Raw genomic sequence first — 14,737 nt, 5'->3', positions numbered from 1 at the left:
TCGGTACGAGCCGCGTCCGCGCCGTGCGGCACCCGCACGTAGCGTTCGGCCCGGCCGGGCGCGCGGTGGATGCGGTGCTCCCGCAGGGGGCGGTGACCGCGTCGAGTCGCGCGGGGGAGGGCGGGACCGGCCCGGGGTAGTCGAACGGTACGTCGGGAGCGGCATCGGCGAGCGCGGCCATCCTTTCGGTGACCTCCATGGTGGAGGTCATGGCCCGCAGCTCGGGGATCCGGATCACCTGCACGGACGCAGCGTGGCAAACCGCGGGGGCGATCGGGGCGGTATCGCGGGAAACGAGCCGGACCGTAATACGGGCGTGGCCATTCGACGGGCGATGGCCGTTCGGCGTCACCGCCTGCGGCGTGGTTTTCCGCGCTTGCGGGGATCACCGGAACCACGTCGCCGGTTGCCGCCCGCGGACGTGCCCGCTGGTGACCGGCGGGCACCGGCGTCCGGGCGCGCACGCTCCGCCGGAGCGTGTGGACGCCCCCGGGTGCTGTTGACGGTGCGTCCGCGGACGATTCCGATGAACTGTTCCATCAACTCGCCGGTCTCCTCCTCGTCCGGCCAGGAGAGCGCGACCTTCGACTCGGGTGCGTCCGGGAACGGCCGGTACGTGAGGTCCTTGCGGTGGTGGAGGCGGGCGAGCGACTGCGGGACGAGGAGCAGCCCGACTCCGGCTGCCACCAGTTCGACGGCGTCCGCGGTCGTCGCGGGGCGCTCGATCGCGGGACGTCCGGGTGGCCGTTCCCAGTCGATGGTGTCGTCCACCGGGTGCAGCACGACCTCGTCGGCAAGGTCCTCTGTGGACACCTCGTCGGTGGCGGCGGCGACGAGATGGTCCTTCGGCGCCACGACCACGGTCGTCTCGGTGTAGAGGGGGATGGCGTGCAGGCCCGTCCGGTCGATCGGTAGCCGCAGGAGGGCCGCGTCGGCCCCGCGCGCCCGTACCAGGTCGGCGGCTTCCCCGGGGTGCACCCTGATCAGGTCGAGCGGGACGTCCGGCAACCGCTCGTGCCAGATCCGCACCCACTTGGCCGGGGTCACCCCCGGTACGTAGGCGAGTCCGAACGATCGGGGTGCGTCCGTGCCTGTCACGAGGTCAGATTACCGGCCGTGATCAGGCCGGGTGCGCGTGCCCGATACCCTGGCGCCATGATGGCGCAGAAGACCCCGCAGACGATGAAGCCGGCGACGGCGGCGAAGAAGCTGGGTGTGTACCTCCAGGCCACCCCGGCCGAGTTCCAGGAGGGTGTCGTCTCGCGCGACGAACTGAACGCGCTGCAGGCCGATCCGCCCGAATGGCTGCGGGATCTGCGCCGCAACGGGCCGCACCCCCGGCCGGTGATCGCGGCGAAGCTGGGCATCTCGATCGGTGGCCTGGCGCGTGGCGGCATCAGCGAGGCCCTGACCACCGAGCAGGTCGACGCGCTGAAGGCGGAAAGCCCGGAGTGGCTGCGGCGCGAGCGTGACACGAAGGCCGAGGTTCGCAGGGAAGCGTTGCGCGCCAAGGAGAACAACGCCGAGACCGGTCGCTCCTGATCGGTCGCTGCCGGACACGTACGGCTGCTGTCCACTGTGGACCGGTAGCGCGTCGGCTCAGCTCAGGTAGGCGGCCGGATTCGCCACCACCCGCTCGAGTTCGGCGAGGGCGGCCCCCGTGGCCGCGTCCGAGGGGTCGCCCGAGCCGATGACGATGTCGACGGCGGCCCACGGATTGGAGATGACCCGGCGGGCGAGTACCCCCTCGACACGGTCCCGGATCAGCGGGCCGATCACCGCCAGGTCGCCACCGAGCACGACGGCGGGCAGGTCGAGCAGGTGGACCGCGCTGCTGACGGCGGTACCGAGGGCGTCGGCGGCACGCTCGAGGGCTGCCAGCGTCCCGGGGTCACCGGCGCCGGCTCTCGCGAGGACGTCGTGCGGCGATCCGTCCGGCGGGAGTCCGGCCCCGGCGAGGAGTACCCGCCGTCCGGCGAATGACTCCAGGCACCCGTTCGCGCCGCACCTGCAGGCGGGCCCGTTCGGATCGACGCACACGTGACCGATCTCCCCGGCCCAGCCGTGGCTGCCGCGGAGTACGGCACCGTCGCGGACCGCGGCGCCGCCGATACCGATCTCCCCGGAGACGTAGATGAAGTCGCGGTTCGCTCCGGGGACACCGGGCCGGGCCCTGGCGACGCTCAGGGCGGCGAGATCCGCCTCGTTCCCGACCTGGAGCCGGACCGGGCCCAGCGCCGTGCGGAGGTGCTCCGCGGCGTCGACCTCCGCCCAGCCGAGGTTGGGGGCGCGCAGCAGACGACCCGAGGGGGTGGAGACGATACCGGGGAGCGCGAGGCCCGCCCCGGCGAGTCGCTGGTGCCGCGGGAGCCGGGCCATCAGCCGGCTGGCGATGGAGCCGAGTTCGCCGAGAACCTCCGCCGGGTCCGAGCCGACGAGGTCGCCCGCCTGTGAGTGCTGCGCGACGGTCGCCCCGGTGAGGTCGACGACCCGCGCGGTGAGCCGGGAGGTGTTGACCTGCAGCCCCAGTGCGACGAAGCGGGCCGGCGAGGGCACCAGGGGCACGGCCGGACGGCCCCGCGCCCCGGCGGTGGAGCGCTCCTGCTCGGCGAGAACCTCGCCGCGGACGAGTTCGTCGACCAGGCGGGAGACCGTCGCCCGGCTCAGCGCGGTCCGCTGTGCGAGTTCGGCCCGGGACCGCGGCTCCGGCGCGGCGAAGGCGGTCGTGGCGATGAGCGCCAGGTTGACCTCGCGCAGGCTCGCCTGTGAGGCGTTGCCGCGTCCGTCGGCGGTTCCGTTCATCCTGACCTCCGCTCGTCCGGCGCTTGACGGCACCGCCGTACCGTCTTTAGTTTCATCGTAGAACTTATTCCGGGTGCTCGCCGCCGCGGGGCCACGACGATCGGAGTTCGCGATGACGCGCACCCCCACCAGGGACGACCGATTCTCCTTCGGCCTCTGGACGGTCGGCTGGACGGGCACGGACCCGTTCGGCGTGCCGACCCGGCCGGCACTGGAGCCGTGGGAGTACATCGGCAAGCTGGCCGAACTGGGCGTGTGGGGGGTGACCTTCCACGACGACGACGTCATCCCGTTCGGTGCCGACGAGGCGACCAGGGAGCGAATCTGCCGCCGGGTCAAGGAAGCCACCGACGCCGCGGGCCTGGTGATCGAGATGGTCACCACGAACACCTTCAGCCACCCCGTCTTCAAGGACGGGGGACTGACCAGCAACGACCGGGGTGTTCGGAGGTTCGGCCTGCGCAAGATCCTGCGCGCGGTCGATCTCGCGGCGGAGATGGGCGCCACGACCTTCGTGATGTGGGGCGGCCGCGAGGGCAGCGAGTACGACGGCTCCAAAGACGTCTACGCGGCGTTCGAGCGTTACAAGGAGGGGCTGGACACCGTCGCGTCCTACATCAAGGAACGGAAGTACGACCTGCGGATCGCCCTGGAGCCGAAACCGAACGAGCCCCGCGGCGACATCTTCCTGCCCACCGCAGGGCACGCGCTGGCGCTGATCGCGGAGCTGGAGCACGGTGACATCGTCGGGCTCAACCCGGAGACCGGGCACGAGCAGATGGCCAACCTCAACTACACCCACACGCTGGGCCAGGCGCTGTGGGCCGGCAAGCTCTTCCACATCGACCTCAACGGCCAGCGCGGCCTGAAGTACGACCAGGACCTGGCCTTCGGGCACGGCGACCTGATCTCCGCCTTCTTCACCGTGGATCTGCTGGAGAACGGGTTTCCCGGATATCCCGAGGTGCCGGGTTACACCGGGCCGAGGCACTTCGACTACAAACCGTCCCGTACCGAGCACATGGACGGCGTGTGGGAATCGGCCAGGGCGTGCATGTCGACCTACCTGATGCTCGCCGACAAGGCCGCCGCGTTCCGTGCCGATCCGCGGGTCACCGAGGCCATCCGGTACGCGGGCGTGCTGTCCCTGGCCGAACCCACGCTGAACGAGGGTGAATCGATCGCCGATCTCCTCGCCACGGAGGACGGCTTCGACCCCGACATCGCGGCCGAGCGCGACTTCGGTTTCGTCCGCCTGCAGCAACTGGCCCTCGAACACCTCATCGGCTGAGGCCGGCAGAGCGGCCGCCGGCCGTCCTGCAAGGCCCTCGTGGCACGGGGTTTCCCACCCGATGGCGCCGGGTGGGAAACCCCGTGCGGCTACCCGCTGTGGTGTGCGATCTGGATCAGGTTTCCACAGGTGTCGTCGAGTACCGCGGTGGTCACCGGCCCCATGTTCGTCGGTTCCTGGGTGAAGCGCACCCCGAGCTCGCGCAGTCGCCGGTACTCGGCCTCCACGTCGTCGACGGCGAAGGAGGTGTAGGGGATTCCGTCGGCGACCAGCGCCTCCTTGAACGGTGGGACCGCGGGGTGGCCGCTGGGTTCGAGCACCAGTTCGGTGCCGTCCGGTGCCTGCGGGGACACCACGGTCAGCCACCTGTCCCCGCCCATCGGGATGTCGTGCTTGGTCACGAAACCCAGCACCTCGGTGTAGAACCGCCGTGCCTTCTCCTGGTCGTCGACGAGCACGCTCGCGAGGTTGATCCTCATGTCGGCCCCCTCCTGTCCGTTGTGTCGGTGCCACCGGAGTGGTCACCGGTGTCGTGGCCCGGCCTGCGCAGCCACCGTTCGATGATCGGTTCCAGTGGCCTGGTGTCGATGTAGTGGAACTTGTACCGGCCCGCACGCCTGGTCGAGACCAGGCCCGCGGCTTCGAGAACCTCGAGGTGCTGGGAGATCGCCTGCCGCGACGAACCGAGCCCGTGGCGCGTGACCAGCCGGGCGCGGATCTCGAAGAGTGTCTGCCCGTTCCGGTCGGTCAGCTCGTCGAGGATCGTCCGGCGGGTGGGATCGGCCAATGCCCTGAAGACGTCTCCCATACGCCGAAGTTACGCAAGTAGGCACTTGCCTGTCAAATGACCCGCCGGGTGCTACCGGGTTTGTTCCGGGACCGGTCCCGGAACAAACCCGGTACACCTGAAGACCGCTACTGGGACGTCACCGGAGTAAGGAGTTCTGATGGATCGCAGATCGTTTCTCGCGCTGGGCGCGGCATCGGCGGTGGGCACCGCGCTGATCGGTACCGGAACTGCCGCCGCCCAGCCGCGGATCGCACCTCCCTCGGCGCGGAACCTGCTGTGGGCGGCGGATCTGTCCACAGCGGACGATTCCTACGGCGCGGGTTTCGGCAACGTGCAGATCCAGTACGGCGACGGGGACATCGAGAACGACGGCCCCGGCATGCCGGTGGTCGACCATCCGAAACTCGGCAGGGCACTGCGGATCTCGCTGGAGGAGAACCAGACCCGGTGGGAGGCGGCGCCGGGGGCGGGTGACGACTGCGGGGAGGGCACCGAACTGTTTTTCCGCGTCGACTTCGTACTCGATCCGGACTTCCCGGTGGACCAGGACAATCCGTTCTGCATCGTCAACCAGATCCATCAGGGCAGCGACAGCGGCTCGCCGCCGATCGAATTCGACATCGTCAACGGCACGCTGTCGGTTCGTGGCGACAGCGACGCCTACGCCGAGGAACTGACCCAGGTCGCCGTGGACACCGTCTACAGCCTGGTGTACCGCGTGCGTTTCTCCACGGACCCGGCGAAGTCCCTGCTGGAGGTGTGGGTCAACGGCGAGCAGGTGCTGGCCGGATTCGCGCCCCCGTGCGCCACGATGAACGGCGGCAACTCGTACTGGAAGGGCGCCACCATGTACTGCAGCGCGTCGATCCCGCCGCTGACGGTCTTCCAGAACGCCCACCGGATCGGCACCACCTACGAATCGGTCACCGCCTGATCCTCACCGTGGTGGAACGGCGGCGCGCCGGGTGACCGGGCGCCGCCGTTCCACCCGGGACGGCGTCGTGCCCGCGAGCGGGTCAGGGCCGGCCGTCGAGCTTCGCCTGGGCGGCGGCCGCGACGGATTCCGCGTACCCGCACTGCCGGTCCCGTGTCTCCGGCACCCTCGCCTGAACCTGTAGCACCTGGAACGTGCCCTCGGCGTTCGGCTGGTCCTGCTGGGGCAGGTGGATCGTGCAGGTGTTCCCGTCGTCCTCTGCATCGGGCTCGGTGCGGAACGCCTGCCTGCCGGCGATGGTGACCGGTTGCTGGTCGCCCGGGTCGGCGAAGCGCTCCCTTGAGGTGAGCAGGAATCGCACCTCCACGGCCGGCAACCCCTCGTCCTCCGGATCGGTGCCCCATTTGCAGCCCCAGTGGGCGAACTCGCCGTAGTAGGACGCCCGGTTCAGGTCCTTGACGGTTTCCAGGGTCGCGTCGTCCACCAGGTCGCAACTGTCGTACGCGCTGAGCGAGTAGGCGCCCGCGTAGTCGGTGTGCGGGACGCCCCGCTGGGCGAGGTGGTTCGCCGCCGAGGCGTTCGCGGCGGCGATCAGCGCGCACGGGTCGGGTCCCCGTTCTCCCCGGCTCCTCGGGTAGGCGGTGGCGAAGAAGGCCGAGTTGTCGGAGAGGACGATCAGCCCCTTGCACGACTTCGCCGGGCCGTTCTGTTCCAGCGCGCCCTGATACACCTGGACGCCGCCGAGATCGTATTCGGTGCCGTCGTCGGAGTGGTCGTACTCCTTCCTGGTCGGCTCGCTCATCTCGAAGCCGACCACGGACTCCTCCCCGGCCGGGCCGGAGATCCTGGCAAAGCAGCCGAACAGGGCCGAACCGCGCACGATCTCGACGGAGCCGTACCCGGCCAGTGCCGCGGGATCGAGCAGCGGGCAGGCGTCCACCGTCTCCGGCTGGTCGCCCATGACCACCGCGCCGACGTCGGCGGGCAGAGCGATCCCGCCGGGCTCCCCGGCCGGGGCGGGGCCGGGGCCGCCGTCGCCACCGTCCACTGTGGTCAGTGTGAGCAGGACCGCGGCGACCGTCGCCACCACGGCGACGGCCAGCCAGGTCCCGTGCACGCGGCGCTTGCGCCCGGCCGGTTCCGGTGCGGCGGACAGAGGCGGCGCGACGGTGACCGGGTCCTGGTCGCCCGTTCCCGCGGCCGGGCCGGCGGCAGGCGGTGGGGACGGGCTCGGTTCGCCCGGCTCACACGTGCGGCGCAGGGATTCCCGGACCGTCGCCGCGTCCGGTCTGGTGGCCGGGTCGAGTTCGAGCAACCGCAGCAGCAGCGGGCGCAGTGGTCCCGCGTTCTCCGGCGGCCGGATGATGCCGGTGCTGACCAGGCGCAGCATCGTCAGCGGGTTGTCGTCGCGTCCGAACGGCGGCGTGCCTTCCAGCGCCGCGTACAGGGTGGCGCCGAGGCTGAACACGTCCGAGCCGGGGGTGGGCTCCCCGCCTCTGGCGATCTCCGGCGCGAGGTAGCAGATCGTGCCGATGACCGCGCCGGGCTGGGTGAGCCTGGCGTCACCGGTGGAATGCGCGATGCCGAAGTCGGCCAGCTTCACCGGCCCGCCCGCCGCCCCGACGAGCACGTTGGCCGGGGTGACGTCCCGATGCTGGATCCCCAGTTCGTGCGCGGCGGCCAGCGCGCCGGCGAGGGCGATGCCGATCCGGGTGACCTCGTCCTGGCCGATCGTGCCCTGCTCGGTAAGCAGTTCCGCGAGGCTTCGCGAGGGGACGTACTCCAGGACCAGCCAGACGTCACCGTCGTCGACCTGTACGTCGTAGAGCGCGACCACGTTCGGGTGCCCCCGGAGCCTGGCCGCGAGCCGGGCCTCGCGCAGCGTGCGCTGCCTGATGGCGGCGGCCTGTTCGTCGTCGAGATGGGCGGCGGGTACTCGTTTCAGCGCGACCACGCCGTCCAGCACCGTGTCGGTCGCTCGCCACAGCACCCCCATGCCGCCCGCGGCGATCTGCTCGTCGAGGCGATAGCGGCCGAGTACGACGGAGCCGATTCCGATCCGGCCGTTGCCGTCACCGGTCATCGGGGTCCGGCCGCAGACGTCGCGGGCGGTCTGCTCACGGAGATCATTATGGCACAGTCATTCCGGCGTGGATCGGGGATTCTCGGCCGCCGAACCGTCCAGTACGGCCAGGTCCGTCGGCACCAGCGTGGTACTGATCAGCAGTTCGGCCAGCAGGTTGTGATTGAGCGCGTTGCCCACCGGCTCGCCGACCTCGTCCCGGGTCAGCCCCGCGACTCCCTGCTCACGCAGGCGCCTGCGGACCTCGGCGACGAGGTGCGAGACGCGCTTGTCCGTCCAGTGCTCGCCCGGACGAAGCGCGCCCAGTTCCTCCGTCACCGCGCTCCAGGACGCGGGCTGGGGATGGGCTTCGTGGCGCAGATAACGCTGCCCTAGCGCGACCAGTACCAGGCGTTCCGGTTCGCTGAGCACCCAGGTCACGGGGCTCGTGGTGCTGGCGTCGTGCTGCGGGCGGGCCGGCGTCGCCGGAGTCCCCGCCACGCGCACCTCGAGCAGGTGCTCCCGCTCCGGCGTGACGATGAACAGCGGGGTGTAGGCAGCGGGCAGCAGTTCCTCCTGGCCGCCGAGCAGGAGCTGGGAGCCGGGGAACCGGATCGGGGCCTGGCCCTCGTTGCGCACAGTCCAGTGCGCGCCGTCGTGCCGAATCACCCCGTGCCTGCGGCTGACGTGCCGGTCGTCGTGCCCGACGCACACGTGCACGTCGGGCTCCCTGCGGCCGAACACCACCTCCATCGGCGCGGTCGCGGGCACACTGATGCCACCGTGTCTGGACAGGACGAACAGGGTGCCCGCACGCACCGGCGGTACGCCTCGCGCCAGGCTTCCCGTCTCGGCGGCCAGCAGGCGCACACCCTCGGGGGTTGGCGGCAGGGCTTCCGGCATCGGCTCCTCCTCTCGGCTACGGAGTCGTCCGGCGACGGTAGTGGCGAGCAGTCGGGGCGAGCGGTCGCCGGGTGCCGTCCGGTCAGGTCACCGGTCGCAGTCGTGCGCGCGCATCCCCCGCCACAGCAGGTCGGCCAGGTCCGCGGCGTGCCTGCGCCACTCGCCGCCAGGGTCCAGGTGCAGCAGCCCGGCCAGTCCTCGCAGGACGGTTTCCGGATCGAGGTCGGGGCGGGTGTTCCCGGCCTCCGCGTTGGCCCGCAACAGGGTGGACACCGCACCGACCATGGCCGTGTAGGCGCTCGCGGGCAACCTGCCCTTGGCTGCCGTCACCGCGTGCAGAGCGTCGGCGAGGCCGCGTTTGGTCATCATGTAGTGGGCAAGGTGATCGGTCGTCCACACGTGGAACGCCCGGTCCGGCGGGTGCGTCTCGAGCAGGGTCGGCACGACCTCGACGAGGTGCCGTACCTCGCGCTGGTAGACGGCCAGGATCAACGCCTCCGGGGTGGGGAAGTGCCGGTACACGGTGCCCACGCCGACCCCGGCCCGTTTCGCGATGGCGTTGAACGAGATCTCGCCGGATCCGGCGAGTGACTCGGCGGCCGCCACCAGGATGCGCTCGTTGTTGCGCCGGGTGTCCGCGCGCCGGGGGCTGACCGATCCGGTCGTCATGTCCCTCCCGTTGCCTCGCTGTCCTCGCCGTTTCGCCCTGGTCGCCACGCTCGTTGTCGTGCGGCATGGTGAATGTAGTGCACGGAGCGCCTGAGTTTGAGCAGCTCCAGGTCGGAGGCTTCGTTGCGGAGCGGATTCTCCTCCGCTAGCGTTGCGCATGAAGCGGATGAATATCCGGTTCAGTCCCGGTCGAGCCGAACTCGGCACAGCCCCCACCACTCAAGCTACGCCGCGGGTGTCCGGCACGGACGGCCCCGCGGGAAAGAGGTCCAGTGGACATATCACTCGAAGTCAACGGCAGAACGGAGCGGCTGAGCGTGGATCCGGGCGTGACGCTGCTGGATGCGCTCCGGGAACGCCTCTCCGTCACCGGCCCGAAGAAGGGCTGCGACCGGGGACAGTGCGGTGCCTGCACCGTGCACGTCGGCGGCAGGCCGGTGCTGGCGTGCCTCACCCTGGCCGCGACCGTCACACGGGAGGTGACCACGGTCGAGGGCCTGTCGGCGGAGGGCGAGGAACTGCACCCCGTCCAGCAGGCCTTCGTCGACCAGGACGCCCTGCAGTGCGGATTCTGCACCTCGGGCCAGATCATGTCGGCGGTCGCCGCCGTGCGGAAGGACGTCCCGGACGTCCGCGAGTTCATGTCCGGCAACATCTGCCGGTGCGCGGCGTACCCGAACATCGTCGCGGCGATCGAGCAGGCGAGCGAACAGGCAGGGCGGTCGGATGCGTCCCTTTGACCTCACCGCGGTGACGACCGTCGACGAGGCGATCGCCTCGACCGGGACCTTCCTGGCAGGTGGCACCACCGTCGTCGACCTGATGAAACTCGATGTCCTTACGCCGCAGCATGTTCTGGACATCAACGAGGTTCCGCTGCGCGGTATCGACACCGGCGACGGACTGCGGATCGGCGCGCTGGAGCGGATGGGCGACATCGCTGAGCACCCCGGCGTGTACCCGGCCGTGTCCCGCGCGCTCCTGCTGAGCGCGTCCCAGCAGATCCGGAACATGGCCAGCATCGGCGGCAACCTGCTGCAGCGCACCCGCTGCTCGTACTTCCGCGACATCGCGATGCCGTGCAACAAGAGGGAACCGGGCACCGGGTGCCCGGCGATCGCGGGTGCCAACCGGATGCATGCCGTGCTGGGCACCAGTGACTCCTGCGTGGCCACCCACGCCAGCGATGTCGCCGTCGCCCTCGTCGCCCTGGACGCGGAGCTGCGACTGGTCGGCGCCACCGGCAGCCGCACCGTCGCCCTGCGCGAGTTCTACCGAACCCCGGGCGAGACGCCCGAGCTGGAGAACGACCTGCGTCCGGGCGAGTTGATCGCCGAGGTCGTGGTGCCCCGGCTGGACTGGGCCTCGCGTTCCACCTACGTGAAGGTGCGGGACCGGCAGTCCTACGAGTTCGCGCTCTGCTCGGCGGCGGTCGCACTGGACATCCGGGACTCGCGCATCGTCGACGCCAGAGTGGCGGCCGGCGGGGTGGCGACCGTGCCATGGCGGCTCACGGCGGTCGAGGACGCCCTGCGCGGCCTGCCCGCGACCGAGGCTTCCTTCGAAGAAGCCGCGTCGGCCGCCTCCGACGGCGCCCGGCCGTTGTCCGGCAACGGTTTCAAGGCACCCCTGCTGCGCAGGACCATCGTTCGCGCCCTGCTCGAACTGACCGAGGGGAGCCACTGATGACCAGTCGGCTGGACGGACCGCAGAAAGTCACCGGCCGGGCCGAGTACGGCGCCGACCACAACTTCCCCGGAACGGCCCACGGGTATCTCGTGCTCAGCACGATCGCCCACGGCGAGATCGAGGCGATGGACGTCGCGGCTGCGAAGAGCGCTCCTGGCGTGATCGCCGTGTACTCGCCGTTCGACCCACTGGAACTGCACACCGCGAGCTCCCCGCTCTTCGGCGAGACCGCGGTTCCCATGCAGAACAGGGAAGTCGATTACTACGGCCAGCCGATCGGCTTCGTTGTGGCGGAGACCTTCGAGCAGGCGCGGGACGCCGCGATGCTCGTCGAGGTCTCCTACATCGCGCGTCCGGCGTTGACCTCCCTGGAGGACGGGCTTGCCGGAGCCGAGGACGCACCGGCGGCTCGGGACGGCGCCCCGCCCTCGCTCACCGTCCTCGCCGAGGGTGTCGAGTCCATTGAGGACGCTCTGGCGGTGAGCCCGGTCGTCGTCGAGGCCACCTACACCACCGCCACCCAGAATCATGCCGCGATGGAGCCGCACTCCGCCGTCGCGCTGTGGGACGCCGACGGGCTGACCGTCTACAGTGGAAACCAGGGGGCCGACCTCCAGGCCGCCGAGTTGTCCAGCGCATTGCGGGTGGATCCGTCCACCGTCCGAGCGGTGAATCCCTTCGTCGGCGGGGCTTTCGGTGGCAAGGGCAGGACCTCGGCGCCCGCGTTCCTCGCCGCCGCGGCGGCCAGGGTCCTCGACCGTCCGGTGAAGGCCGCGCTCAGCCGGGAACAGGTGTTCACCGCGACGGCCGGGCGCGCCGCGACGGTCCAGACCATCTCGCTCGGCGCCGAACGGGACGGCACGCTGGTCGCCCTGCGCCACGACTCTTGGTGCAGCACGGGAATCGACCGATCGTTCGTGGAGCCGACCTCGCACGGCACCTCGAGAGAGTGGTATGCCACCCGGAACCTGGCCATCAGCCAGAAGATGGTGCCGCTGAACGTCCCGCCGACCACGTTCATGCGCGCGCCGGGCGAGGCGCCCGGGTCGTTCGCGCTGGAGAGCGCGATCGACGAGCTGGCGATCGCGCTGAACATGGATCCGATCGAGCTGCGCAGAAGGAACAACTCGGTCGCGCCGCCCGGCAAGGACCTGCAGTGGTCGAGCAAGCACCTCGACGAGTGCTTCGACGTCGGTGCCCAGCGGTTCGGCTGGGCGGAGCGTTCGCCGGACGGGCGCACCGACGGCGACTGGCTCGTCGGAGTCGGCACGGCCACCGCGATGTTCCCCGCACTGCGGTTCCCGGCCACGGTCGGCATCACGCTGCGCGCGGACGACACCGCCGTGGTCGGGACCAGCGGGGCGGATCCGGGTACCGGCCTGCTGACCGTGCTGTCGCTGGTCGGTGCCGAGTCGCTGGACCTGCCACCGGAGCGCATCGTCCCGCGGCTGGGGGATTCGACGCTCCCGGCAGGCGGGCTGTCCGGCGGATCGACCGCCACGGCCAGTGCCGGATCGGCGATCATGGTGGCCGCGGCGAAGGCGATCGACGAACTGGTCGCCCTGGCATCGTCGCCGGGCGCGCCGTTCGACGGCGAGGACGTCACCTACGCCGACGGCCAGGTGCTGGCCGGGGGGCGGGCGATGACCTTCGGTGAACTGCTGCGCGCAGTGGACCGTCCGTCGATGACCGTGACGGGTTCCTCGGCGCCAGGGGAGGAGCTGACCAAGCACTCGTTCAGCTCGTTCGGTGCGCAGTTCTGCGAGGTCCGGGTGCACAGGTGGACGCGAGAGGCCCGGGTGTCGCGCATGCTCGGCGTCTTCGACGCGGGCCGCATCATCAACGACAAGGCGGCCCGCAGCCAGATCGTCGGCGGGATGATCTGGGGCGTGTCGGCGGCGCTGCACGAGGGACTGGAGATCGAGGCGAACGGCCGTCCCGCCAACGGCGACTTCGCGAGCTACCTGCTGCCGGTCAACGCGGACATCCCCGATGTCGGCGTGCACTTCGTCCAGTACCCGGACACGCTGCACAATGCCGTCGGTGCCAAGGGAATCGGCGAGATCGGCACGGTCGGCATGGCGGCCGCCGTCGCCAACGCGGTCTGCAACGCGACCGGCATCCGGGTCCGGCACATCCCGATCGTGATCGAGGATCTGCTGGCGGAGTGGTGACGTCTTCCGGTCGCGGGAGGGCCTGCCCGCCCGCGACCGGACATCCGCCGCGGGGGTGGGCTCGGCAGATATCCGGGCGCCCGCGAGCGAGTGTGTCTACCCTGGCGACATGCCCATACCGACGGTACGTGAATTTCGGCAGACGGCGATCATGGGACTGCGGCGCTCGGCCACCCGGCTGGTCGCGGCCGGCGGCGACCCGGCCGCGAAGGTCCTCGGCCATCGGCCGCTGCCCGATCCGCACCCGTTCTACGACGAGATCCGCGACCGCGGCCCGCTGTACCGGAGCAGGCTCGGCTTCCACGTCACGGCGCACCACGCGACGGCCAGTGCCGTGTTGCGCGATCCCGCGCTGCTGGTGCTGCCGGGCGCGGAACTCGGCTCGGTGGACTGGGACCGGGAGCCGGGCAAGCCGGTGGCACACCTGATCGAGCACTCCCTGCTGGCGATGAACCCGCCCGTGCACACCCGCCTGCGGCGAGTGGTGGCCCCATGGTTCACCCCGAGGGCCCTGCGCACCCGTACCGAGCAGATCGAGAAGACGGTACGCGGCTGTCTGGACGAACTCGCCCACCTGGACGAGTTCGATCTGGTGCCGGAGTTCGCCGTCCGGGTTCCGGTCCGGGTGATCTGCGATCTGCTGGCGGTGGACGATTCCCGGGAGAACGACTTCGCCCGCTGGGGCCGGATCGTCGGCGGCTCGCTCGACGGCGTCCGCTCCCTCACCGAGTGGCGGGTGGTGGCGGAGTCGCTGCGCGAGATGACCGAATTCTTCACCGACCTGATCGAGCGTCGCCGCGCCGAACCGGGCGAGGACGTGGTGAGCGGGCTGATCGCGGCCCAGGACTCCGAGGAACTGACCGCGCGGGATCTGGTGGCGACCACGGCGCTGTTGCTGGGAGCGGGTTTCGAGACGACGCAGAGCCTGATCGGCAACGGCGTGCTTGCCCTGCTCGAACACCCGGTGCAGCGCGCCGCGCTGGTGGCCGATCCCGCACTGGCGGGCAACGCCGTCGAGGAGGTGCTGCGCTGGGACTCGCCGGTGCAGATGACCGCGCGTCTCTCGGACAAGGCCGTCACCGTCGGCGGACGGGAACTGCCACCCGCGTCCGCCGTGGTCACTCTGCTCGGCGGCGCCAACCGGGACCCGGAGGTGTTCGCCGACCCGCACCGCTTCGACATCACGCGGGCGAACGCCCGCGACCACCTCGCGTTCTCCTCGGGAGCGCACTACTGCCTCGGTGCGGGCCTGGCTCGGATGGAGGGCGAGATCGCGCTGCGCGAACTGTTCGGCCGCTACCCGGACCTGAGCGCGGCCGGCGCGGCGCGCCGGGGGCCCTCCCGCACCCTGCACGGACTTCTCAGCCTGCCGGTACGCACCGGAGTGGCCAAGGTCGTCGCGACGTAGGGCAGCACGGGCCGG

The 14,737-nt window shown here is 70.8% G+C and carries 14 protein-coding genes; 7 read left to right on the top strand and 7 right to left on the bottom strand.

All coding sequences use genetic code 11. The annotated features are described in order from the left end of the window. Window positions 1-348 precede the first annotated feature (348 nt). Entirely contained in the window at window positions 349-1,098 is a 750-nt protein-coding gene (locus tag CFN78_RS18160; protein WP_094864036.1) for a LysR family transcriptional regulator substrate-binding protein, read from the bottom strand. A 57-nt stretch (window positions 1,099-1,155) separates the two neighbouring features. Between CFN78_RS18160 and CFN78_RS18155 the strand changes: the two genes are divergently transcribed. Beyond that, entirely contained in the window at window positions 1,156-1,542 is a 387-nt protein-coding gene (locus CFN78_RS18155; protein ID WP_094864035.1) for a DUF5997 family protein, read from the top strand. A gap of 57 nt (window positions 1,543-1,599) precedes the next feature. Here CFN78_RS18155 and CFN78_RS18150 read toward each other — a convergent pair whose 3' ends face one another. After that, window positions 1,600-2,802 carry an ROK family transcriptional regulator gene (locus CFN78_RS18150; RefSeq protein WP_094864034.1) on the bottom strand — a complete coding sequence of 401 codons (1,203 nt, stop codon included), beginning with the start codon at window positions 2,800-2,802 and terminating at the stop codon, window positions 1,600-1,602. 112 nt (window positions 2,803-2,914) lie between these two features. On the opposite strand from CFN78_RS18150, the gene xylA reads away from it, so the two are divergent. Continuing rightward, entirely contained in the window at window positions 2,915-4,093 is a 1,179-nt protein-coding gene (gene xylA, locus CFN78_RS18145) for a xylose isomerase (protein WP_094864033.1), read from the top strand. An 89-nt stretch (window positions 4,094-4,182) separates the two neighbouring features. On the opposite strand, the gene CFN78_RS18140 is transcribed toward xylA, so the two are convergent. Beyond that, window positions 4,183-4,572 carry a VOC family protein gene (locus CFN78_RS18140; RefSeq protein ID WP_094864032.1) on the bottom strand — a complete coding sequence of 130 codons (390 nt, stop codon included), beginning with the start codon at window positions 4,570-4,572 and terminating at the stop codon, window positions 4,183-4,185. Next, on the bottom strand, window positions 4,569-4,901 hold the full coding sequence (locus CFN78_RS18135) for an ArsR/SmtB family transcription factor (RefSeq protein ID WP_094864031.1): 333 nt from the start codon (window positions 4,899-4,901) through the stop codon (window positions 4,569-4,571). The genes CFN78_RS18140 and CFN78_RS18135 overlap by 4 nt, the downstream gene beginning before the upstream one ends. A 139-nt stretch (window positions 4,902-5,040) precedes the next feature. Between CFN78_RS18135 and CFN78_RS18130 the strand changes: the two genes are divergently transcribed. Next, window positions 5,041-5,817, top strand: coding sequence for a heparin lyase I family protein (locus CFN78_RS18130; RefSeq protein ID WP_094864030.1), 777 nt, complete (start codon window positions 5,041-5,043; stop codon window positions 5,815-5,817). Window positions 5,818-5,899: 82 nt separating this feature from the next. On the opposite strand, the gene CFN78_RS18125 is transcribed toward CFN78_RS18130, so the two are convergent. From CFN78_RS18125 to CFN78_RS18115, 3 genes are all read right to left on the bottom strand, one after another. After that, window positions 5,900-7,900 (bottom strand): serine/threonine-protein kinase, encoded by a 2,001-nt coding sequence (locus tag CFN78_RS18125; protein ID WP_094864029.1) that lies wholly within the window; start codon window positions 7,898-7,900, stop codon window positions 5,900-5,902. Window positions 7,901-7,957: 57 nt separating this feature from the next. After that, on the bottom strand, window positions 7,958-8,782 hold the full coding sequence (locus CFN78_RS18120; protein ID WP_094864028.1) for an FHA domain-containing protein: 825 nt from the start codon (window positions 8,780-8,782) through the stop codon (window positions 7,958-7,960). An 87-nt stretch (window positions 8,783-8,869) separates the two neighbouring features. Continuing rightward, window positions 8,870-9,451 (bottom strand): TetR/AcrR family transcriptional regulator, encoded by a 582-nt coding sequence (locus CFN78_RS18115; protein ID WP_094864027.1) that lies wholly within the window; start codon window positions 9,449-9,451, stop codon window positions 8,870-8,872. Window positions 9,452-9,723: 272 nt separating this feature from the next. Here CFN78_RS18115 and CFN78_RS18110 point away from each other — a divergent pair, with 272 nt between their 5' ends. From CFN78_RS18110 to CFN78_RS18095, 4 genes are all read left to right on the top strand, one after another. Next, the gene (locus CFN78_RS18110) at window positions 9,724-10,191 is read left to right on the top strand and encodes a (2Fe-2S)-binding protein (RefSeq protein ID WP_094864026.1); all 468 of its coding nucleotides are present in this window, start codon (window positions 9,724-9,726) and stop codon (window positions 10,189-10,191) included. Further along, window positions 10,178-11,137 (top strand): FAD binding domain-containing protein, encoded by a 960-nt coding sequence (locus CFN78_RS18105; RefSeq protein ID WP_094864025.1) that lies wholly within the window; start codon window positions 10,178-10,180, stop codon window positions 11,135-11,137. Before CFN78_RS18110 ends, CFN78_RS18105 begins: the two co-directional genes overlap by 14 nt. After that, entirely contained in the window at window positions 11,137-13,314 is a 2,178-nt protein-coding gene (locus CFN78_RS18100) for a xanthine dehydrogenase family protein molybdopterin-binding subunit (RefSeq protein WP_094864024.1), read from the top strand. The genes CFN78_RS18105 and CFN78_RS18100 overlap by 1 nt, the downstream gene beginning before the upstream one ends. A 109-nt stretch (window positions 13,315-13,423) precedes the next feature. Next, the gene (locus CFN78_RS18095) at window positions 13,424-14,722 is read left to right on the top strand and encodes a cytochrome P450 (protein ID WP_094864023.1); all 1,299 of its coding nucleotides are present in this window, start codon (window positions 13,424-13,426) and stop codon (window positions 14,720-14,722) included. Window positions 14,723-14,737: the final 15 nt, after the last annotated feature.

This window comes from Amycolatopsis antarctica (assembly GCF_002262875.1).
Lineage (GTDB): Bacteria > Actinomycetota > Actinomycetes > Mycobacteriales > Pseudonocardiaceae > Amycolatopsis > Amycolatopsis antarctica.
Note: the sequence above shows the minus strand (reverse complement) of the source record. Positions and strands in the feature narration are given on the sequence as shown.

What these genes read in the sequence shown, in the direction of transcription:
- CFN78_RS18155 (WP_094864035.1), top strand. Translation starts at nt 1,156, where the DNA reads ATGATGGCGCAGAAGACCCCGCAGACGATGAAGCCGGCGACGGCGGCG.
- CFN78_RS18150 (WP_094864034.1), bottom strand. Translation starts at nt 2,802, where the DNA reads ATGAACGGAACCGCCGACGGACGCGGCAACGCCTCACAGGCGAGCCTG.
- xylA (WP_094864033.1), top strand. Translation starts at nt 2,915, where the DNA reads ATGACGCGCACCCCCACCAGGGACGACCGATTCTCCTTCGGCCTCTGG.
- CFN78_RS18140 (WP_094864032.1), bottom strand. Translation starts at nt 4,572, where the DNA reads ATGAGGATCAACCTCGCGAGCGTGCTCGTCGACGACCAGGAGAAGGCA.
- CFN78_RS18135 (WP_094864031.1), bottom strand. Translation starts at nt 4,901, where the DNA reads ATGGGAGACGTCTTCAGGGCATTGGCCGATCCCACCCGCCGGACGATC.
- CFN78_RS18130 (WP_094864030.1), top strand. Translation starts at nt 5,041, where the DNA reads ATGGATCGCAGATCGTTTCTCGCGCTGGGCGCGGCATCGGCGGTGGGC.
- CFN78_RS18125 (WP_094864029.1), bottom strand. Translation starts at nt 7,900, where the DNA reads ATGACCGGTGACGGCAACGGCCGGATCGGAATCGGCTCCGTCGTACTC.
- CFN78_RS18120 (WP_094864028.1), bottom strand. Translation starts at nt 8,782, where the DNA reads ATGCCGGAAGCCCTGCCGCCAACCCCCGAGGGTGTGCGCCTGCTGGCC.
- CFN78_RS18115 (WP_094864027.1), bottom strand. Translation starts at nt 9,451, where the DNA reads ATGACGACCGGATCGGTCAGCCCCCGGCGCGCGGACACCCGGCGCAAC.
- CFN78_RS18105 (WP_094864025.1), top strand. Translation starts at nt 10,178, where the DNA reads ATGCGTCCCTTTGACCTCACCGCGGTGACGACCGTCGACGAGGCGATC.
- CFN78_RS18100 (WP_094864024.1), top strand. Translation starts at nt 11,137, where the DNA reads ATGACCAGTCGGCTGGACGGACCGCAGAAAGTCACCGGCCGGGCCGAG.
- CFN78_RS18095 (WP_094864023.1), top strand. Translation starts at nt 13,424, where the DNA reads ATGCCCATACCGACGGTACGTGAATTTCGGCAGACGGCGATCATGGGA.